This is a genomic window from Leptospira fluminis (assembly GCF_004771275.1).
Classification (GTDB): domain Bacteria; phylum Spirochaetota; class Leptospiria; order Leptospirales; family Leptospiraceae; genus Leptospira_B; species Leptospira_B fluminis.
In genome coordinates this window covers 47,613-66,307 of record NZ_RQEV01000001.1, presented here as the reverse complement: position 1 = coordinate 66,307, position 18,695 = coordinate 47,613, and the positions used below count along the sequence as shown (strand labels likewise).

22 protein-coding genes and 2 tRNA genes are annotated in these 18,695 nt (G+C 47.2%); 19 read left to right on the top strand and 5 right to left on the bottom strand.

Going from position 1 to position 18,695, the window contains the following annotated elements; translation table 11 throughout:
- The first annotated feature begins 47 nt into the window (after positions 1 to 47).
- The 4 genes from EHO61_RS00320 (at position 48) to EHO61_RS00305 (ending at position 2,124) form a co-directional block, all read left to right on the top strand.
- The gene (locus EHO61_RS00320; RefSeq protein WP_135811674.1) at positions 48 to 1,322 is read left to right on the top strand and encodes an adenylosuccinate synthase; all 1,275 of its coding nucleotides are present in this window, start codon (positions 48 to 50) and stop codon (positions 1,320 to 1,322) included.
- 66 nt (positions 1,323 to 1,388) lie between these two features.
- Positions 1,389 to 1,461: transfer RNA gene (locus EHO61_RS00315), tRNA-Lys, on the top strand.
- A gap of 21 nt (positions 1,462 to 1,482) precedes the next feature.
- Positions 1,483 to 1,557, top strand: a tRNA-Glu gene (locus EHO61_RS00310).
- A gap of 318 nt (positions 1,558 to 1,875) precedes the next feature.
- Positions 1,876 to 2,124: a hypothetical protein gene (locus EHO61_RS00305; RefSeq protein WP_135811673.1), complete on the top strand. Its 249-nt coding sequence runs from the start codon at positions 1,876 to 1,878 to the stop codon at positions 2,122 to 2,124.
- An 11-nt stretch (positions 2,125 to 2,135) separates the two neighbouring features.
- On the opposite strand, the gene EHO61_RS00300 is transcribed toward EHO61_RS00305, so the two are convergent.
- Complete coding sequence (locus tag EHO61_RS00300; protein ID WP_135811672.1) at positions 2,136 to 3,011, bottom strand: TIGR02757 family protein; 876 nt, start codon at positions 3,009 to 3,011, stop codon at positions 2,136 to 2,138.
- A gap of 3 nt (positions 3,012 to 3,014) precedes the next feature.
- Positions 3,015 to 3,911, bottom strand: a complete 897-nt coding sequence (locus EHO61_RS00295; RefSeq protein ID WP_135811671.1) for a hydroxymethylglutaryl-CoA lyase — start codon at positions 3,909 to 3,911, stop codon at positions 3,015 to 3,017.
- Between EHO61_RS00295 and EHO61_RS00290 the strand changes: the two genes are divergently transcribed.
- On the top strand, positions 3,911 to 4,732 hold the full coding sequence (locus EHO61_RS00290; protein ID WP_246031928.1) for an ABC transporter ATP-binding protein: 822 nt from the start codon (positions 3,911 to 3,913) through the stop codon (positions 4,730 to 4,732). The genes EHO61_RS00295 and EHO61_RS00290 overlap by 1 nt on opposite strands.
- Before the next feature lie 2 nt (positions 4,733 to 4,734).
- On the opposite strand, the gene EHO61_RS00285 is transcribed toward EHO61_RS00290, so the two are convergent.
- On the bottom strand, positions 4,735 to 5,358 hold the full coding sequence (locus EHO61_RS00285) for a hypothetical protein (RefSeq protein WP_135767713.1): 624 nt from the start codon (positions 5,356 to 5,358) through the stop codon (positions 4,735 to 4,737).
- Positions 5,359 to 5,423: 65 nt separating this feature from the next.
- Positions 5,424 to 6,464 carry a tetratricopeptide repeat protein gene (locus EHO61_RS00280; RefSeq protein WP_135811812.1) on the bottom strand — a complete coding sequence of 347 codons (1,041 nt, stop codon included), beginning with the start codon at positions 6,462 to 6,464 and terminating at the stop codon, positions 5,424 to 5,426.
- Between EHO61_RS00280 and EHO61_RS00275 the strand changes: the two genes are divergently transcribed.
- From EHO61_RS00275 to purQ, 7 genes are all read left to right on the top strand, one after another.
- Positions 6,464 to 7,087 carry an ABC transporter ATP-binding protein gene (locus EHO61_RS00275; protein WP_135811669.1) on the top strand — a complete coding sequence of 208 codons (624 nt, stop codon included), beginning with the start codon at positions 6,464 to 6,466 and terminating at the stop codon, positions 7,085 to 7,087. The genes EHO61_RS00280 and EHO61_RS00275 overlap by 1 nt on opposite strands.
- Complete coding sequence (locus EHO61_RS00270; protein WP_135811668.1) at positions 7,084 to 7,755, top strand: heme exporter protein CcmB; 672 nt, start codon at positions 7,084 to 7,086, stop codon at positions 7,753 to 7,755. Before EHO61_RS00275 ends, EHO61_RS00270 begins: the two co-directional genes overlap by 4 nt.
- Before the next feature lie 44 nt (positions 7,756 to 7,799).
- Positions 7,800 to 8,492: a cytochrome c biogenesis protein gene (gene ccsA, locus EHO61_RS00265; RefSeq protein WP_135811667.1), complete on the top strand. Its 693-nt coding sequence runs from the start codon at positions 7,800 to 7,802 to the stop codon at positions 8,490 to 8,492.
- Positions 8,493 to 8,583: 91 nt separating this feature from the next.
- Positions 8,584 to 9,735 (top strand): PP2C family protein-serine/threonine phosphatase, encoded by a 1,152-nt coding sequence (locus EHO61_RS00260; protein ID WP_135811666.1) that lies wholly within the window; start codon positions 8,584 to 8,586, stop codon positions 9,733 to 9,735.
- Positions 9,732 to 10,601, top strand: coding sequence for a phosphoribosylaminoimidazolesuccinocarboxamide synthase (locus tag EHO61_RS00255; RefSeq protein WP_135811665.1), 870 nt, complete (start codon positions 9,732 to 9,734; stop codon positions 10,599 to 10,601). Before EHO61_RS00260 ends, EHO61_RS00255 begins: the two co-directional genes overlap by 4 nt.
- Positions 10,577 to 10,825: a phosphoribosylformylglycinamidine synthase subunit PurS gene (gene purS, locus EHO61_RS00250; RefSeq protein ID WP_135767719.1), complete on the top strand. Its 249-nt coding sequence runs from the start codon at positions 10,577 to 10,579 to the stop codon at positions 10,823 to 10,825. The genes EHO61_RS00255 and purS overlap by 25 nt, the downstream gene beginning before the upstream one ends.
- Complete coding sequence (gene purQ / locus EHO61_RS00245) at positions 10,822 to 11,481, top strand: phosphoribosylformylglycinamidine synthase subunit PurQ (RefSeq protein ID WP_135811664.1); 660 nt, start codon at positions 10,822 to 10,824, stop codon at positions 11,479 to 11,481. Before purS ends, purQ begins: the two co-directional genes overlap by 4 nt.
- 239 nt (positions 11,482 to 11,720) lie before the next feature.
- Here the strand turns inward: purQ and EHO61_RS00240 are convergent, their stop codons facing one another.
- Positions 11,721 to 12,689: a DUF2804 domain-containing protein gene (locus tag EHO61_RS00240; RefSeq protein WP_135811663.1), complete on the bottom strand. Its 969-nt coding sequence runs from the start codon at positions 12,687 to 12,689 to the stop codon at positions 11,721 to 11,723.
- 242 nt (positions 12,690 to 12,931) lie between these two features.
- Here EHO61_RS00240 and EHO61_RS00235 point away from each other — a divergent pair, with 242 nt between their 5' ends.
- The 7 genes from EHO61_RS00235 to EHO61_RS00205 all read left to right on the top strand — a co-directional run bounded on the left by EHO61_RS00235 (position 12,932) and on the right by EHO61_RS00205 (position 18,604).
- Entirely contained in the window at positions 12,932 to 14,176 is a 1,245-nt protein-coding gene (locus tag EHO61_RS00235; RefSeq protein ID WP_135811662.1) for an EAL domain-containing protein, read from the top strand.
- A 93-nt stretch (positions 14,177 to 14,269) separates the two neighbouring features.
- Entirely contained in the window at positions 14,270 to 15,031 is a 762-nt protein-coding gene (sufC, locus tag EHO61_RS00230) for a Fe-S cluster assembly ATPase SufC (RefSeq protein ID WP_135811661.1), read from the top strand.
- Complete coding sequence (sufD, locus tag EHO61_RS00225) at positions 15,003 to 16,232, top strand: Fe-S cluster assembly protein SufD (protein WP_135811660.1); 1,230 nt, start codon at positions 15,003 to 15,005, stop codon at positions 16,230 to 16,232. The genes sufC and sufD overlap by 29 nt, the downstream gene beginning before the upstream one ends.
- The gene (locus EHO61_RS00220; RefSeq protein WP_135811659.1) at positions 16,232 to 16,546 is read left to right on the top strand and encodes a non-heme iron oxygenase ferredoxin subunit; all 315 of its coding nucleotides are present in this window, start codon (positions 16,232 to 16,234) and stop codon (positions 16,544 to 16,546) included. Before sufD ends, EHO61_RS00220 begins: the two co-directional genes overlap by 1 nt.
- A 32-nt stretch (positions 16,547 to 16,578) precedes the next feature.
- Positions 16,579 to 17,820, top strand: coding sequence for a cysteine desulfurase (locus EHO61_RS00215; protein ID WP_135811658.1), 1,242 nt, complete (start codon positions 16,579 to 16,581; stop codon positions 17,818 to 17,820).
- Positions 17,804 to 18,244 carry a Fe-S cluster assembly sulfur transfer protein SufU gene (sufU, locus tag EHO61_RS00210; RefSeq protein ID WP_135811657.1) on the top strand — a complete coding sequence of 147 codons (441 nt, stop codon included), beginning with the start codon at positions 17,804 to 17,806 and terminating at the stop codon, positions 18,242 to 18,244. Before EHO61_RS00215 ends, sufU begins: the two co-directional genes overlap by 17 nt.
- A 27-nt stretch (positions 18,245 to 18,271) precedes the next feature.
- On the top strand, positions 18,272 to 18,604 hold the full coding sequence (locus tag EHO61_RS00205) for a metal-sulfur cluster assembly factor (RefSeq protein ID WP_135811656.1): 333 nt from the start codon (positions 18,272 to 18,274) through the stop codon (positions 18,602 to 18,604).
- Positions 18,605 to 18,695 lie beyond the last annotated feature (91 nt).

The following is an 18,695-nucleotide window of genomic DNA, read 5'->3' as shown; positions in this document are numbered from 1 at the left end:
TCGAAAATGTTCTCTTTAAAGCCAACGCAAAATAAGGATATGATCCAATGCCCGCAACACTAGTAGTCGGAACCCAATGGGGTGACGAAGGCAAAGCAAAAGTTATAGATTATCTTTCGAAGGATACGGATATTATCGTAAGATACCAGGGAGGAGCGAACGCCGGACATACGGTAGTCGTACAGGGCAAGAAATACGTTTTTCATCTGGTTCCGTCCGGGGTGATTTACGACCAAACCGTATGCGTCATCGGAAACGGAGTCGTATTGGATCCGGTATTTTTTATCGAAGAATGCGATAAGCTTCAGGCGGAAGGTTTTCCGGTGTATGAAAAACTTCTGATCAGCGACGCGTGTCACTTGCTCTTTCCGTTTCACGGTCTGATCGATTCCGCTAGGGAAAATTCCTGCGCACCGGAACGGAAAATCGGAACCACTAAAAAAGGAATCGGAATCTGTTACGCCGATAAGATGATGCGTATCGGTCTTAGGGTAGGAGATCTACTCGAAGACGATTTCGAATCCAAGTTAAAGCATCTCGTGGAGGAAAAAAATCACGAGATCGATAAGCTTTACGGGATCGAACCGATTTCCACCAAGGAAATTCTGGAAGGCCTTAAGCATTTCCTATCCAAGATCCGGAAAAACATCGTAAACACTCCGTATTATCTGGAAAATTCCCTAAGGGCCGGAAAGAAAATCCTTTTGGAAGGAGCCCAGGGCACGGGGCTGGACGTTGACTTCGGAACGTATCCATACGTCACAAGTTCGAATCCCACTACAGGCGGCGCTTTTATCGGGTCCGGAATCGCTTTCCAGCATTTGACCAAGGTGATAGGAATCACGAAGGCGTATACCACGAGAGTGGGGGAAGGACCTTTTCCCACCGAATTGCTCGGTGAGGAAGGGGAAAAGCTCCGGACTCTCGGAGCAGAATTCGGCGCGACAACGGGTCGCCCGCGTCGCTGCGGTTGGTTCGATACGGAAGTGCTCCGTCATGCGGTGAGAATCAACGGTCTTACTTCCATCGCACTTACGAAGATCGACGTACTCTCCGCGTATGATACGATTCCGGTAGCGGTCGCTTATGAACGGAACGGTAAAAAGCTGGATTGTTTTCCTTCCCAAGGTTTGGAAAACGTAAAAGTCATCTATGAGAATTTTCCCGGATGGAAAACGGAGATCGGCGGAATCGGGGAATTCGATCGATTGCCTTCCGCTTGCAAAGATTATATCCGTGCGCTGGAAAAACTGATCGGAGTCCGAATCGATTTGATTTCTACGGGGCCGGATCGGAAGGACACGATCGCTTCCGGATTTTAGGACGTTTTTTATTCGGAAATCAATTGACGGCCGAGGTCCGAAAAATATCGTGTTCCGTAACGGACCGAGTCGTTAGCTCAGCTGGTAGAGCACCTCACTTTTAATGAGGTGGTCCTGGGTTCGAATCCCAGACGACTCAGGACCAGCGAGAAAAGAAAACGCCGCCATCGTCTAGTGGTTAGGACACAAGATTTTCATTCTTGTAACCGGGGTTCAATTCCCCGTGGCGGTACCAATTCCTCCCTTTTCCCCTTCTCATATAAACGTTCACTTATAATTTTATACTATTCTAATATTCTGATCAGTTTGACCGGAACGATTCCTCACATATATATTAAATAAATTGACATTTTTTAAATATATAATTTTTTAATAAAAAATGGTGTTCCCATTTTGAGAATCTATTAAAAACACTGTGTGAGGTCCCATGAAAGTAATTAACAATTTTATCATTCTTACGGTCTTATTTTTTTTCCATCTTTACGGATGTATTCAAGGAACGAACGTTTTGGGGCCCTCGGTCACATCAAGCGATGCAGCAATGAAAGTCGATATGGCAGTTTTAGTCGGCCTAGCTGCGAATCCGAATGCTTCTAACTTGCAGTCTTCTTCGTTTAGCGTCTTAACCGCGGTACAGCAAACACTGGGGGTGAATCCTGGGGATTTGAAGACGAAGTTCGAGAGCAAATCCGTGGATGATTGCACCAACAATCTTATGCTTTATGCCGCTACGACAACCACTAATTTAAGCGGTTTAGTCATCGTAGCGGGGGGCTGTAAATTAAAAAAGGAACCGATCTGAGGTCGACTCCTTTAGGCCTTTTTCTCCCCATAGACTTTGCAGATAGGATTCAGTTCGCATGTTTCGCACAGCTCCTTTTCGTAACGCATCCTGCATTTTTTGAGGATACCTAACCGGGAGAGGGAAAAATCCATACGCAAAGGATCTTCTGGAAATATCCGGCGAAAGAAATCCGTGATTTCCTTCGCTTTCTTAAGATCCGGAGTCTTTCTCGAACTTGCGTTAAGGATTTCGCCTAAACGATTGATATGCGTATCCAAGGGAAATAGCAATTCGGAAGGTTCAATCTCTTTATAAAGCCCCAAGTCGGGGGATTCCTTGCGTACCATCCAGCGTAAGAACATGCAATATCTTTTGTAGGCGGAATTTTCTCCACCGCTTCCTACGAGAAAATTCAATCCGTAGCTGAAACGATTCTTGGATAACGAGGACAGAGTATTCCGCAATCTCGTTTGGAATCCCGCTATTCTCTTTTCCAATCCGTCCTTGTCTCCTTCCAAGGGTCTGAACCAAGGTTCCAAATAATCGGAGCCTTGGCTGCGGGTTTCTCCGTAAGCTTTTCGCAATGCTTCCAAAAATAGGAGTGTGTCCTCTTCCGTTTGGAATCGATAGGGACCTAGTTTCCCTTTCCACACCCTTGTTCCTTCGGAAAGAAGAAAGGCTTTCGGATTTTTTCCCATAGGAGAGAGGAGGCGGGAAAGAAAACCTCGGATGGAGGCGACGTTTCCGTAGGCAAAGAGAGAGGATAACAATCCTACGAATTCCCTATCCTCGTCGGAAGTATAGAGGTAACAGAGAAATAAAGGATCCGAATCCAGAAATTCGGGTCGGTTGTACCTTTCGTACAGCTTTTGGAATTTTTTCCGTATGCGATCCTCTTCCCGCATAGATCAGGAGGAGGCCTTTGCCTTCAAAGCGATATAAGTACGCGAAGCCAACTTTCTGCCTAAGGCTGCTTCCATGAACGAGGAGGCTTCGATCAGTTTCGATAGATCGATTCCGGTTTGAATTCCGGATTTTTGAAAGAAATAGAGAAGGTCCTCCGTGGCAAGATTTCCGGAGGCGCCTTTTGCATACGGGCAACCTCCTAACCCTCCGGCAGAGGAATCGAAGGAACGAATCCCTAATTCGAAGGATTTTTCGACGTTCGCGATCGCCATTCCGTACGTATCGTGAAAATGCCCCGCTAATTTTTGGGACGGAATTTCCTTTAGAAGTTTTGCAAGTAGTCTTTCCACTTCCGTCGGAACGGCGGTCCCGATGGTTTCTCCCAGTGAAATCTCGTAGGCTCCTTGGTCCAAAAGAATCTTAGCGATTTCGAGGACCTTTTCCGGAGGGATCTTCCCTTCGTACGGACAATCGATTACGGTCGAAACATAGCCCCGGACTCGAATTCCGTCCTTGTGCGCTTCTCGGAAGATTTCCCGAAATCCCTCAATGGATTCGGCGACGGTCCTATTGATGTTCCGTTTGGTGAAACTTTCCGACGCTGCGGTGAATACGGCGACTTCCCGGAAGCCTGCTTCCTTTGCCGCCAGATATCCTTTCAAATTCGGAGTCAAGGCGCTGAAATTCGTTCCTTCTTTCCAATGCAAGGATGCGGAGAGTTCTTTGGCGTCAGATAGTTGGGGAATCGCCTCTTTTTTTACGAAAGAGGTGGCTTCTATATTCGAGATTCCTGCCGATTGTAATTTGCGGATGAACGCGAGTTTGTCCTCGGTAGAGATCTCTTTGGACTCGTTCTGTAGTCCGTCCCTGGGACCCACTTCCGTGATTTTGAGAGACATTGCTTCAGGGGATTGGTTGTAAGAATTTCGGGCAAGCATTAAACCGGTATTCGATGGAAGCGGCCGATTCGTTTTCCGAAACCGCACTCGAGGCATTCGGACTCTCGATTAAAACTACGGAAAAAACTCTTGTGCAGGATGTGTCCCTGAGAATTCCGAAGGGAGAGTTTTACGCTTTGCTCGGTAGATCCGGTTCGGGAAAATCCACGTTCCTAAAAGGAATTCTCGGACTTCCTTTTCCTTCCTCTTGGAAGTTAGACGGTAGCATCCGGTTTTTCGGCAGGCCGAAATCGACTTTTCCGCCGCGAGATATCCAGCCGGTTTTTCAGGACCCTGTCCTGAGTTTTAATCCGACTTGGACTTTGGAAAAAAGCCTTTCGGAACCGTTGCGGATTTTTCAGGAAGAAAATACCTATGAAACATCGGTTCGACATTGGTTGCCGGTATTGGGTCTGGAGGGAAAGGATAGAAACCGACTCCCTTCTTTTTTTTCCGGCGGAGAACTCCAAAGATTCGCCTTGCTCCGTGCCTTGCTTTGCAGACCTAAGATTCTACTTTTGGACGAGGCGACTTCCGCTCTGGACCCCATTCTGAATTCGGAGATTCTGTCTGCATTGTCCGAATTACGCGGGAAAGAAGGAGTTACGATTCTTTGGGTTACGCACAACATAAAGTCCGCCTTTAAATATTGTTCCAGAATCGGAGTGATGGAAAGAGGAAGGATCGTAGAGGAAGGAACTCCCTCCGAACTGCGCCTTCGTCCCCGGGAAGAGGAAACGCGACTGTTCGTAGCGTCTCTCCCCGGAGAAGGTCGAAAATAGTTTCAGAAATCTATATGCTGTAGATTTTTTCTGTCCTTTTTGTCTTTGTACAATGCGAGCAGAATATCGATACGATAGATCGAAGATCGCAAACTAGTTTCAAGTAGTCGTAACGCGCGGATCTGATTTTCAAGAGACATTTCGTTCAGCAAAGTTCTTTCCGATTTTTCGAAAACTTCGTGAGTTACTTCGCTCTGCTTTAGGTCGCTCGGTTTAAAAATAATCTTTTTGTTCTCGAACATGACCTCGTAATAGATCCGTTTACTTTCGGAGGCCAAGGTGATGTCTTTCACCTTTCCCCCTTCGAATTGGAACATGATGTACTTGAGCAAGTTGCTCTCGTAACCGTCCTCCACTTGAAAGGGAATGTCCTCCGTGACGATGGTTTGGCGTTTCTCATATTCCGGTTTCAGAACGACGAGAATCTCGTGCTTGCGCTCCAAATCCTTCAATCTTTCCCCGATAGTCGCTTCGAGACTACCGATGATTTTTCGTAAGGATTTGGTGTATTCGCTGCTTTCGTCCTGGAATACGTCCGACTGACTGACCTTTTGTTTTTCTTGGGCCAAGAGCGGAGTTAGAAATAAGAGGGCCGCCAATGCGAAAAGCCTGGTTTGGTTTTTCATCGGTTCCTCCGGCTTCAAGAATGCTCTATTTCCTTGCGAATGCCAAGCGTTTTTCGGGTCGGAGTTTACTGTTCCTTTTCCGATTCCTCGTCCAGCGCCTTGATTTCCGCGAAGCGTTTGGCGAGGTCTCTCCTTCTCTCTATGATTTTGAGCGAAAATTCTGTAAAGAACGGGTCGTTGGGGTATTTCAGTAATTCCTCGTATTCTTTTGCAGCCGTGACATAATCGCCTATACGACCCGCGGTCTCCGCGAAATAAAAATGGAATTTCTTGTTATACGATCGCTTGTTTCCCTGTTCGTCGTGGAGGTCGGTGTTCCTGAAAATTCTGTACGCGTAGTAATCTCTTCCGCCCAAGATCTCCAGTCGGGCCAGGCCTAGCTTTGCGTCCGGACTGTTCTCGTCTATTTTGAGCGCTCTTTGGATGTAGATTTTCGCACGATTCTTGAGGTCCGTTTTTATGTAATGTTCCGCGAGAAGGATGAGCGCTTCCGTATGAAATTGGTTCCGTTCCACGGCTTTTTTGTAGGAAGCCACCGCCTGGATGGGTTCGTTTAATAATTCGTAAAGTACTCCGGTATGAAGATATGTCCTATAGTATTGCGGGACTTCCGCGGACGCGTATTCGAATTGCAGAACGGCCTTTTGGTAGTTCTTTTCCAGATGATAGGCCCTACCCAAATTATAACGGAACGCGAAAAACGAAGGATCGAATCGGACTCCGGACTCCAACATACGAACTGCAATTTTTCTTTTTTCGGAATCCGCGGTTTGGAGAATACGGACCGCTTCGTTGTTGAATAACCCCGAGTTTTCGATCTTTTGTCCGTCGAATTCGAAGGATCCTTTGGAACCGGGAGGATCTCCCTTCCAATTTCTTCCGGCTGCAAGTATAAAATCCTGGTCCGTACGGAGAAGGCTTCCGTCCTCATAGAATTCCGGATCCAGGAGATCGTTTTCCCCCCAGAGAATTCCCGCGTATTCCTTGCCGCCGATTTTAAATTGGGCCGAAAGTCCGACAGTACCGGAAAGGGTAACGGCCGCGCAGACGAATAAGGCGAAATTTATGCCTTGTAAAATCGCTTTTCGGACCCAAATTGTCCCCATTGGCTGGTTCACAAACACCCGTTCCCGTTCTGGAATGTTCGGGCCTTTTTTATAATATCGGACGAAAGTCCGTACTCAAGAACGTTTCCTTTTCCGTTTTTCCGGGCGAGGCATTGCTTGTGCGTGGGAGGAACGGAGCGGGAAAAACGACTCTCTTGAAGTCCGTATTGCACTACGGGAAATTTTCCACCGAATTTCGATTTCGGAAAGGGCCGAAGCCCAAAATCTCCTATTTAGGTCATGAATTGGGTTTGTATACGACCTTAAGTCTGGAAGAGAATCTTGAATATTTCCGCGGAATTTCCGGTACGTTTCGGGATCCGATCTGGATCGAAACCTGGCTGAAACATTTTCGTCTGTGGACTCGGAGAATGGATCCGGTTTCCTCCTTTTCCAGAGGAATGAAGCAGAAAGCCGCCTTGGTCCGTGCCCTGGCTCCGATTTCCGACTTGTACTTGCTGGACGAACCTTTGACGGCTTTGGATGGGGAAGGCGCCTGGGCAGCCGTCTCACTTTTAGAGAGTGTCTGCAGCGAATCCGCGATGATGCTTGTGACTCACGACCCTAATTTCGCTTTGAAAGTCAAAACGAGGGTTCTGGATTTGGGGGAAAATTCCCGTTGAAGCCCTTTCTTTCTTTGCTGAAAAAAGAACTTCGCTTAATGGGAAGAGCGAGTAATGGAATCCTTTCCTTGGTGGTTTTGGTTTCCGCCATGGTCTTTCTGTTTCACTTTGCGCTGGAACGGAACGGAAAAATGGATCGTGTCACTTTGATCGGATTGAAATGGGCCGTTTTATTCGTGGCTTCCTTCGTTCTCATCGGACAATTCACTTGGGAAGAAAGGGAAGCCGGAGGCGGTACCGCGAGTCGTCTCTTCTTGCCGGCTTGGATCTTGTTCCTATCCAAATCCTTTTTGGTGTTCGTAGCTCTTTCCGGGACAGGGATTTATCTTTTAGGTCTGTTCGCACTTTTCTTTGCGGCGTTTCCTTGGGAAGTCGAGGAGTTCGGAAAGCAATTGGTCTTTTTTCTTCCCGGAATTCTTTCTCTTTCTTTTTTGGGAGTGGCTCTTTCCCACGTCAGTCTTTCTTCCCGCTTGAAGGAAATTTTATTGCCTCTTCTGCTCGTTCCTTTCTCCGTTCCGATTTTCCTGTACGGAATGGAGGCCGAAAGGAAGCTCGTGTCCCAATCCCTTTTTGCTCTGAAAGGATCGCTAGCCCTCCTACTTGCGTTCTCGGTTTTTTACGCGTCCTTAGGCGCTTTACTCGTAGAAATGACGTCCGATGACGAGTAATTCTACTTGATTCCAAGGAATGGCTCGGACAAGCTCCAAAGCGTATGCATGTTCGCCTTTCTCATCCTATTGGAGATTGGGTTTTAGGTTCCGTTTTTGCGGTTTTTTTTCCTTTTTCGGTTTTGCTCGGACTCTTCTATCCCGCGGTGATTCTGGACCAGGGTGTTTCCCATCGGATTTTTTATTTTCACGTGCCTGTCGCCTGGGTCGCTCTGTACGGTCCGGTGATTTCTTCGGTTTGCGCCGTTATCTATCTTTGGAAGAAGGCTCCGATTTGGGACACTCTGTCTCTTTCCGCGAATAAGATTTCCCTTTTGTTCGCCGCAGGGGTTCTTTTTTCCGGTCCGATCTGGGCGTACAGCGCTTGGGGCACTCCTTGGGATTTTACCGACGCCCGATTGCAGTCCTTTTTCGTTCTGGTCTTGAGTCTGGTCGCTTATTTTCTATTGCGCGGTTTGGTCTTGGATCCCGGGAAAAAGCGGATTTTTTCCGCATTCTTAAGTCTGATCTGTACCGCGAACGCCATTATGACTTGGGGAGCGATCCGTTGGGTGGAAAATCCGGGAAACCATCCGGAATCCGTCTTGGGAAAAGGGGGAATGGATCCGGATATGAGAAGCGCGTTTTGGGCGGGCGTTTTAGGGTACCATGTTCTTTTTCTCGTCTTGTACCGCCTGGTTTATAGATTGGATAAATCCTTAGCCGCGAGGGAAGATCTCGTCTTGGACGAGGATTGAAAAGGAAGGACGAACGTTCTTTTTTATCGGACAAAGCGTAAATTTCCGAACTTCTTTGAAAAACGATCTTTAGAAGAGTAGTTTATCCAGTATGGCAACGTTACCGAGCGGCGAAAGTGTTTTGAAATATTCCGATTATTCGGTTCTAGCCGTCGACGATTCGGATATCAATCTGAAACTTCTGGTCCATACTTTGAAGCCTCTCGGTTTTCAGGTTTTGACCGCGATCAATACGGAAGAGGCTCGCGCCATCCTCGCTACGAATCATGTGGATGTTCTTTTGCTGGATGTAAGTATGCCGGGCCAAGACGGATTTTCGTTCTGCAAAGAGCTTCGGGAAATCGATCGATTTAAACTTCTGCCGATCCTATTCATTACCGCCTACAATAGGGAAATCGGTTTTGACGAAGCCATTACCCACGGAGGAGACGATTTTTTGCATAAGCCTTTCCAGCCTCGGGAATTGGTCGCAAAGATTCGCGCGTTTATTCGGATCAAGAATCTGCAAGACGAGCTCATGCAACAGAAGAAAAAATACGAGAAGGAACTCGTAATGGCTCGCAGAGTGCAGCAGGAATTGGTGCCGGAAAAATCCCTCGATTGGAACAACCTGCATGTGAGCTCCATTTTTCACCCTTTGATGCAGATCGGAGGGGATTTTATAGACGCTTGGGTGGAAGACGATAATCTTCATTTGTTCATCGCGGATTGTTCCGGGCACGGACCGTCCGCGGCATTGCTTTCCGCAATGGTAAAAATGCAGGTTTCCAATCTTAGCAAAATTACCGGCTTAAAGGAAAAGGTTTCGAATTTAAGGGTTCAACTGGAAAAGATCCTTCCCGAAGATTTTTCCATCACGTTCTTTTACGGAATTTTAAATAAGAATCGGACCCTAGAATACGCGAACGGGGGACATCCGCCTCCCTTGTTGTATCGTAGCGGCTCGGTCGAAGAATTGTCAGGGATGGGACCGCTGATCATTCCTCTGGACTTGGGTACGGAAGACGAGTTTCGCACGATACCTTTCGAACCGGGTTCTTCCTTGCTATTTTATACGGACGGCGCCACCGAGATCACGGATGAAAATTATAATATTCTGGGAGAAGAGAATCTCAAAAGGATTTTTAGAGAGGCCGTGGAATCCGATCAGGACGTCCTTAATTTCTGTCTGGATAAAATTCTAATGCATTCCAACCGATTGACTCACGACGACGATATCGCCTTGATGGTGGTGAAAGGATGATGACTCTTCCGAATCCGAGTTATACGGGAAAGGTTCGGGACGTTTTCGATCTAGGAAACGAATTGATCTTAGTGTCTACGGACAGGGTTTCCGCCTTCGATGTGGTATTCCGGCAGACGGTTCCGGACAAAGGAAAGATCCTAAACCGCATCTCGGCCGAATGGTTTCGAACCTTCCGGGACGTACCGAATCATGTGATTTCTACGGATATTTCCTCTTTTCCCGAACCGTTCCGGAATCGTCCCGAACTGGAAGGAAGATCGATTCTGGTAAAAAAGTGCCGACGGATCGATTTCGAATGCGTGGTACGAGGTTATTTGTCAGGATCCGGCTGGAAGGAATACAAGGAAAACGGAACTCTCGCCTTCAAAAAACTGCCCTCCGGCATGTCCGAATCCGAAAAGCTCCCCGAGCCGGTTTTTACACCGGCAATCAAGAACGATTCCGGACACGATGAAAACGTCTCCGAAAAGCGTATGGAGGAAGAACTAGGAACGGATCTCTTTCGGATTCTAAAGGAAAAATCGATTTCCATTTATAGCCGAGCCGCCGAATTGGTAGGGAAGGCGGGCATTCTTCTCTGCGATACTAAATTCGAGTTCGGAATTTTAGACGGTCAGGTCATTCTCATCGACGAAATTCTCACTCCGGATTCTTCCCGTTATTGGTCCGCGGAGACATACCGAAAAGGAACGACTCCTCCGAGTATGGATAAGCAGATTTTACGGAATTATTTGGAAGCGTCCGGTTGGAACAAACAACCTCCGGCTCCGAATTTACCGGAAAATCTGATTTCGGAACTCGCCGCAGCTTACCAGCAAATACAGGATCGGCTTTTGCAATGTTTATCGCAAGAATCAACGTAACTTTAAAGGAATCCGTTCTGGATCCCCAGGGTAGCACCGTGCAAGGAACTCTTCATGAACTAGGAGAGTCTTCGGTGCAGGATGTTCGGGTGGGAAAATATATAGAAGTAAAATTGGATTCCCCCGATATCGCTTCCGCGCAGAAAATCGTGGATCGCATTTGCGAAAAACTATTGGTAAATCACGTGATAGAAACGTATCGCTCGGAGATCATACCCGCATGAAAGTTGCGGTAGTCACGTTCCCCGGTTCCAACTGCGATAACGACATCGTTTCAGTATTAAAGAATTTTTATTCCGCTCAAGTCGATAAGATCTGGCACAAAGATCAATTTTCCGTAAAATACGATTTAGTGATTTTGCCGGGCGGATTTTCTTACGGAGATTATCTGCGGTCGGGGGCCATGGCGGCTTTTTCGCCCGTGATGCAATCCGTAAAAGAGCATGTGGGTCGCGGCGGAAAACTTTTCGGAATCTGTAACGGCTTTCAGATTCTAGCCGAGGCGGGTTATCTCCCGGGAGCCTTGATCCGAAATCGAAACCTAAAATACGTCTGCAAGACCGTCGGTCTAAAAAAGGCCTCCGATTCGAATCGGATCAGCGGAAAATTGTCCGACGATCGGATATTGAGAGTTCCGGTTGCCCACGGAGACGGTTGCTATTTCGCATCCTCCGAGGTTCGGAAGCAATTAAAGGAAGAAGGAAGGATTCTTTTTTTGTACTCCGGAGGAAATCCGAACGGGAGTTTGGACGATATTGCCGGAATTTGTTCCTCCGATTTTAAGGTGGCAGGAATGATGCCGCACCCGGAGCGAGCAATGAACGAGGTTACCGGTGAAATGGATGGAAAGGTGGTGTTGGATTTGATTTTGGGGGCCTAGGTTTCGGACCCTCACCCGGAGCAAGGCGGGGCGTGGGCCAATTGTCGGCTTTTTCTCTATCACAAAAAGGTCTTTTCAGCTGCTCATTTTTTCAGACTTTTCTTGCAGGAGTTCCTGCAAGAAATTTACAAAAAAACTTTCTTGCCGAAAGGCCAAAATTCTGATAATTGATTCGGAGCCGTCGCGTTCCGGGGGTACCACCGCACCGGCCCCCACCCAGAGAGGGGTGGGGAACCCCCCTAATCCAATTCCTCTTCCCAGATTGCGATTCCGTCTTTAATCGTTTCCTTCTTTCCCTTATTTTTGATCCAGCCGGATACGGTATATATCGTTTTTCTAAATTTATTCGATCCCCAGGTGGTAGGTCTGGAAAAACTGGCTTCCACGCTAGGTTCCAATTCCAGTTCGAATCTGGAATTTTCTCCGACTAAAATTCTGCTCTTACCGCGCATTTTTTGTTCGAACGGCAAGGAGGTTTCCCAGGAGCCGTCTTTCCATAAAAAGACGCTCGGGTCCTGGGATTCGTAGAGATGAATCCTTTTCTTTCCGGATGTACGAGCGTAAATCCGATTCTCTAACGGAAAGGCGGAACTGGAATATCCTTTGGCGACCGAATAGGCAAGGGTTTCGTTTTCCATGTCGAAGGATAGATCGTTCCAGGACAATTGTCCCTGCACGGACAAATCGGGGGAATGAGTGATGAAATACCAATCCTTTCCCGAGGGAAGAATCGCGGAATAGGGAAGGGATTTGTTCTTATCGCCAATGCCGACTAACGCATCCAATTGAAAATTCAGATCCTTTTCCCAAACGGCAGAGTGTGTATATCCTTGCCGAATCGTATCATCCAGTCTGAAGTTAAACCGATAATTGTCCTTTGTGAAGCTCCAGTATCCATCGCGAAAAGTACCCTGCCGCAAAAAAGAAGAATTTCCTTTTTCGGAAATTTGAGTTTCTCGGACCGTTCCGTTCTTTTTGTTCCACAGGAAGAGGCTTGCGCCGGACCGAAGAAGGGTTCGATACAAACGAAGCTCCAGAAAAATATCCTGATTTATTATATCCACGAGAACGGAATCCACGGAACGAATTTTCGATAGAAGACCGCTTTTGTATTCTCTCGAGTTATCTACGAGAATGGTCCCTGAATACGTTCCAAAAAGAGGTTCCAACGTGGAAGGATGGAGCAAGGATCCGACAGATTCTTTCATGAAAGATTTTTCAACTATTCCTCGTTAGTTTAGCTTACTGGACCATCATACGTTCTACACCGAACGGATTAGGTCATTTCTGTTTTTAGACGCGCTGAAAAGAAACGATTCTACTTGCGTCTGCGTATTCAATGAAAAAATACGGAAATTTTCCTTCCTTTCGCCCTTTTCTGCGACGCTTCAAAAAGGAAATATGCTTGTAGGTACTTTTCGTTCAGGTTGTAGTTGTGCAGGAACTCCTCATGCTTGTGGAACAAGAGTACCATCAAATTCTCTCGTTGGGCGAAGGATACTACTCCCCCCATTACCAACCAATTCTGGACGTAGGGAATCGGAATATCATCGGATACGAGGTACTCGGTAGGGCTCTGGCTCCGGAATCGCAGGAATATCATTCTCTCGGCTATCATTTTCACAATCCCGACACGGACACCGTCCGTCTCGTTCATATCGACCGAATCATCAGGGAGAAAGCGATCAAGCATCTGAAGGAAACGGGGCTGAAGACCAAGATGTTCCTGAATATGATGCCCAATTTTCTTTCCATGGTTTATAGCGGAGAGGTTTTGGATATCAAGCGGCTTCACGTGCTGCACTTGGTCGAAAAATATGAAATCAATCCTGCGGATATCGTTTTGGAGATCACGGAGGACAAGTTCGAAGGGAATATAGAAAAACTCCTTTATATCGTGAGTGTCTTCCGGGAAAGAGGCATCAAAATCGCAGTCGACGATTTGGGAGTGGGTTTTTCCAACCTGGAAAGAATCGGTTATATTCATCCGGATATCATGAAGGTGGATATAAAAATCATGAGGGAAAGTCTGAATAGGCGATCCTTTAAAAACGTTTTGGCTGCTATTTCGGAAATGTCCCAGAGGCTGGGATCGCAGCTCCTGTTCGAAGGAGTCGAAACTGAAGAAGAGTTGTATCTTGCTCTTTCCATGGGGGCGAATCTTTTGCAGGGTTTTTATTTCTCCAAGCCTTCTCTGGATTTTCAGGATAAGAAACGTTTCAGCAAGACCCTGAAAGATTCTTTGGAAAAATTCTCCGGGTTAAGATTTTTGGAGATCCTGGAAAATCTGAAGAAGGAAAAATTCTTTTCCGATTTGTTCACCGATACTTTTAAACAGATATCCGCCGACTCCCCCGAAAATATGGCTCGAAGCTTGGAGGAGAAACTCGGTGAGTTGCCGAAGGAGGCTACCTCCGTTCTCGTCTGCGATCTTCAGGGATATCAGGTCACCCCGACCTTTCAGAGAGACGCTTACGGGCTACCGTGGGCGAAACTTTTGACCGAGATCGGAAACAATTATGCCTGGAAACCCTTCTTTATCCGGCATAAGGCGGAATCCTTTCATTCCAATCGCCTTTGGGGTTTTACGGAACCGATTCATGATATAGATGCAAAAAGGCAATATGTCTTATTTACTTTGAATCTCGGTTCGGACTATGTCCTGGTCCTGAGATTGGATTGGGATTCGATTTAGAGTATATACCTCTTCTCCGATCGAATTTTCCGTTTCGTTTCCTATTGATCTCCGAGTCCGAATTAAAAACATAGTCTCAGGCGGGAGTCTGCAGTGTCGGAAAACTTACGTATCGTCGGACTCCGGGCGGGAATAGAAACCGAATCCGGGGAAATCCAAGAGATTTTAAAAGGGGTCGACCTCGTAATCAACGACGGGGAAGTCCACGCGATTATGGGGCCGAACGGCTCGGGAAAGAGCACGCTCTCGAACGTGATCATGGGTCATCCGAAGTATAAGGTGATTTCGGGAGATATTTTGTTCAAGGGGAAGTCCTTACTAGACAAACCTACGGACGAGCGTGCCCGCGCCGGAATTTTTCTTTGTTTTCAATATCCCACAAGTATTCCGGGGGTCACCATCGGAAGTTTCCTACGTACCATTTTGAAGTCGGTAAGGGGAAAGGATCTGCCCGTAAAGGAATTCCGCAAAGAATTAAAGGAAGCCACTTCCCTGTTGGAGGTTCCGGAATCCTGGGTAGGCCGTTATGTGAACGACGGCTTTTCGGGAGGAGAAAAGAAACGGAACGAGATCCTCCAAATGACTCTATTGAAGCCCAGTCTTTCCGTTTTGGACGAAACGGACTCAGGTTTGGATATAGACGCACTCAGGATCATCAGCGAGGGAATCAACAAGAACAGATCCACGGACAGAGCCGTTTTATTGATCACACATTATCAAAGAATGTTAAACTATGTGACTCCCGATTTTGTCCACGTTTTTGCGCAGGGGAAAATCCTGAAGACGGGAACCGGAGAATTGGCATTGGAATTGGAAGAAAAAGGATATGATTGGATTCTTTCCGGTGCAAACTGAAGGGACGCTGCAAGTCGGACGTTTCGAAGAATTCCTGTCTTCGTTGGAGGAGCCCGAATTTCTGAAGGAATTCCGGAAAAAAGCGGATACCCTTCTGCAATCGGCTAAATTTCCCGATTCGCATCTCGAATCCTGGAGAAAATTAAATCTTTCTAATTTCAGATTATCCGAATATCATAATCCTTGCCCACCGTCCTCCTTGGGTTTTGCGACCGGAAAATTTGCCGAAGTCAAAAAATTTTCCGAATTGGACCGGCAAGATTGGGATCGCTTGCGGCCGCTGCTGGAGGCTTTTTTGTCCTCCTACGAGTCGGAATGGATCACCCTTCTTGCGGCTTCCCGGTTTACTCACGCATATTATATTAAGTTGTTAAACGAAGTTTCTGATGATTTCCTTCCGGAGATCTCCGTGGATTGCGAGGGCGGCGATTTTATCCTGCCTCTGCTCGTTATAGACGTTCCGGATCGTTTGAAAGGCCGTTTTTCGGAACGCTGGAAATCTCCCTCCAAGGAAGGTTTTGTTTTTATGAACGGAATCACCCTTCTGAATATTCGGGCCGAAGCGGATTTTCAATACTCGGCTCTGGAGAACCTCGGGGATTCCACTTTCCGTTTCAGGACGGTCCGAGCGTTCCAAGAGCGCGATTCCAAGTTCCACGCTTCTCTTGCGATTTGGGGCGGATATAAAGGAAAGGCATTCTTCGATTCCGAAGTCGTCGGAAAAGGGGCTTGGACTAGATACGCCGGCTTAAGTCCTTTGTGCAAGAGGGAGTTTCAGGATACGGAAATCAGGATACTTCATAAGGAAAGCCACGCGCAGAGTTCCATACTCTTCCGGGTGGTTGCCCGTGACAAGGCGCATAATGTATTTACCGGCAATTTGCATATTCCGTCCAATTGCAAGGACGTGAGCGCCGTTCAGATCAACAATAATCTTCTCCTGGACCGTACCGCAAGAGCGGAGTCCATTCCTAAGCTCGAAGTGTTTGCGGATAGCGTTAAATGCGAGCACGGTGCTACGGTCGGTGAAATCGACGATGAACAGTTATTCTATCTTGCCTCCAGGGGAATTTCCAAAGATGAAGCCCGTCGGATGATCGTGGAAGGTTTTTTGGCCGAAGTGATCCGTGAATTCCCGTCCGAGTCCATCCGGGAAGAGCTGACCGGAATGATAGAAACTAGAATGCTGGGAGAAGCGTGATGGCAAGATATCGCCCTCTCGTCAAACTAAGGGATCTGAAGGAAGGACAGATTCGGATCGTGGAGACTAAATTCAACAGAATCGGTCTAACTATTATCGAGGGTAAGGTCTTTGCCTTCGAGGATACGTGTACTCACGATGGAGAAGCGATTTCCCATGGAGAACTACAAGGCGACGTAATTACCTGTCCCAGGCATTTCGCGAAATTTAATATCCGAAGCGGACGAGCGCTCTGTCCCCCCGCCGTGGAAGATCTTCCGGTTTTTCCGGTTAGAATCGTGGGTGACGAAGTGGAAGTGGAGTTGGAGGATTGACTTATGGTTCCGGTGAGGAAGGAGGACCGCATTTGGCTCTAGACGTTCAAAAGATTCGCGGAGATTTTCCGATTCTTTCCACGGAAATGAACGGCAAACCTTTGGTGTTTTTAGATAGCGCCGCGAGCTCCCAGAAGCCGAACTCCGTTATTCAAACGGTGCGTAAATACTACGAGATGGAGAACGCAAATATCCATCGCGGAGTCTATTTTCTATCCCAAAAAGCTACGGAAAAATACGAGTTCGCTCGCATCAAGGTTTCCCGTTTTATCGGAGCTCCTTGTGCGAAAGTGGTCATTTTTACCAGAAATACAACCGAATCCATTAATCTCGTGGCTCAATCTTGGGGAAGAACCAATGTGCATGAAGGGGATGAGATCGTCTTAACGGAGTTGGAGCACCATTCCAATCTGGTCCCTTGGCAAATGCTTGCTCAGGAAAAACAGGCAGTTCTAAAATTCATTCCTTTAAATTACGATTCTACGTTGGACATGACCAATCTGGATCAGATCATCACGGATCGAACCAAATTGGTAGCAGTTTCCCAAATGTCGAACGTGACAGGAACCGTTCATGATCTGGCGCCGATCATTCGCCGGGCGAGACAGGTCGGAGCCAAGGTTCTGGTCGACGGAGCTCAAGGGGTCTGCCATTTACCGGCGAATGTGCAAAAACAGGATTTCGACTTTTATGCGTTTTCCGCACACAAAATGCTCGGTCCGACGGGCGTAGGGATTCTCTACGCGAAGGAAGAGATTTTGGAAAGCATGCCTCCGTGGATGGGAGGCGGGGATATGATCTCGAAGGTTTGGAAGGAAAAGTCGACGTATGCCGATCTTCCTGCCAGATTGGAGGCGGGGACCCCGAATATTGCCGGAGTGATCGGTTTCGGCGCTGCAATCGATTATTTAGAAGCGATCGGTATGGATGCGGTCCGAAAACACGAGCTGGAACTTTTATCGTACGCTTTGGAAAGGATGGAAGATTTCGGAGGACTGGAGATGTACGGTCCGAAGGATCTATCCGTAAGAGGCGGAGTGATTTCCTTCAATTTTCCGGGGGTTCACCCTCACGACGTAGGCTCCATCCTGGATGAAGAAGGGATTGCGATCCGAGTGGGCCATCATTGCGCTCAGCCTTTTATGGATTTTATGGGAATTTCCGGAACTTGCCGCGCTTCCTTGTACCTTTATAACACGAAAGAAGACGTGGATCGTCTTTTGGAAGGTCTAAAGAAGGTGAAGGAGATTTTCGGCCGTGTCCTTAAGCGATGAGCTTTATAAGGAAGTTCTTTTAGACCATTATCAAAATCCGCGGAACTACGGGGAAATTTCGCATCCGGATCTGCACGAGGAGGGAGTGAATCCGCTCTGTGGAGACGAGGTGGAACTTTTCGTCCGATTGGACGGAGACGTGATTTCGGAGATACGTTTCCGCGGGAAAGGATGTTCCATTTCCCAAGCCTCCGCTTCCATGCTTACGGAATGCCTTTCGGGTAAGAATCTCTCGGAAGCGAAAAGATTGCTGAGAGAATTAAAAGCGAATCTTTTGGAAGATAAAAAATCGGACTATGCGGAGGAATATTCCGACCTCGATTCTTTGGAGGCGGTTAAGAAATTACCCGCTAGAATCAAATGTGCGGTATTACCTTGGAACACGCTGGAAAAAGCCGTTGAAAAGTTCCCTAAAGCGATTTAATATCGAACCGAGATCGGAAGGAAGTTCATGCCTTTATTAGAAGAACCTAAAACGGAATTAGAGCGAAAAGTCTACGATGAAATCAGTCGCGTGGAGGATCCGGAGATCGGAATCTCCGTGGCGGAGCTCGGTTTAATCTATCGCATCAACGTGGAAAACGGAAAGGCTAAAATAGAGATGACTTACACTTCTATGGCATGTCCTGCCGGACCCCAGATGAAACAGGAAATCCAAGACAATGCGTTGCGAGTAGAAGGAGTGGATTCCGCCGAAGTGGAAGTCGTTTGGGTTCCTAAGTGGGATCCGAGAACCATGGCTTCCGACGAAGCGAAAATGGATTTGGGAATTTTCGAGTATTAGGTTTGAAGCCTCCGCCTTGGTTCGAAGGAGGCAGTGATCTATTCGTGCGTTTCTCTATTATAAAAACGTGTTTTTGGATAGGTTTATAGGT

Coding starts and splice junctions, on each gene's coding strand:
- EHO61_RS00320 (WP_135811674.1), top strand. CDS start 48: ATGCCCGCAACACTAGTAGTCGGAACCCAATGGGGTGACGAAGGCAAA.
- EHO61_RS00305 (WP_135811673.1), top strand. CDS start 1,876: ATGGCAGTTTTAGTCGGCCTAGCTGCGAATCCGAATGCTTCTAACTTG.
- EHO61_RS00300 (WP_135811672.1), bottom strand. CDS start 3,011: ATGCGGGAAGAGGATCGCATACGGAAAAAATTCCAAAAGCTGTACGAA.
- EHO61_RS00295 (WP_135811671.1), bottom strand. CDS start 3,911: ATGTCTCTCAAAATCACGGAAGTGGGTCCCAGGGACGGACTACAGAAC.
- EHO61_RS00285 (WP_135767713.1), bottom strand. CDS start 5,358: ATGAAAAACCAAACCAGGCTTTTCGCATTGGCGGCCCTCTTATTTCTA.
- EHO61_RS00280 (WP_135811812.1), bottom strand. CDS start 6,464: ATGGGGACAATTTGGGTCCGAAAAGCGATTTTACAAGGCATAAATTTC.
- ccsA (WP_135811667.1), top strand. CDS start 7,800: ATGCATGTTCGCCTTTCTCATCCTATTGGAGATTGGGTTTTAGGTTCC.
- EHO61_RS00260 (WP_135811666.1), top strand. CDS start 8,584: ATGGCAACGTTACCGAGCGGCGAAAGTGTTTTGAAATATTCCGATTAT.
- EHO61_RS00255 (WP_135811665.1), top strand. CDS start 9,732: ATGATGACTCTTCCGAATCCGAGTTATACGGGAAAGGTTCGGGACGTT.
- purS (WP_135767719.1), top strand. CDS start 10,577: ATGTTTATCGCAAGAATCAACGTAACTTTAAAGGAATCCGTTCTGGAT.
- purQ (WP_135811664.1), top strand. CDS start 10,822: ATGAAAGTTGCGGTAGTCACGTTCCCCGGTTCCAACTGCGATAACGAC.
- EHO61_RS00240 (WP_135811663.1), bottom strand. CDS start 12,689: ATGAAAGAATCTGTCGGATCCTTGCTCCATCCTTCCACGTTGGAACCT.
- EHO61_RS00235 (WP_135811662.1), top strand. CDS start 12,932: ATGCTTGTGGAACAAGAGTACCATCAAATTCTCTCGTTGGGCGAAGGA.
- sufD (WP_135811660.1), top strand. CDS start 15,003: ATGATTGGATTCTTTCCGGTGCAAACTGAAGGGACGCTGCAAGTCGGA.
- EHO61_RS00220 (WP_135811659.1), top strand. CDS start 16,232: ATGGCAAGATATCGCCCTCTCGTCAAACTAAGGGATCTGAAGGAAGGA.
- EHO61_RS00205 (WP_135811656.1), top strand. CDS start 18,272: ATGCCTTTATTAGAAGAACCTAAAACGGAATTAGAGCGAAAAGTCTAC.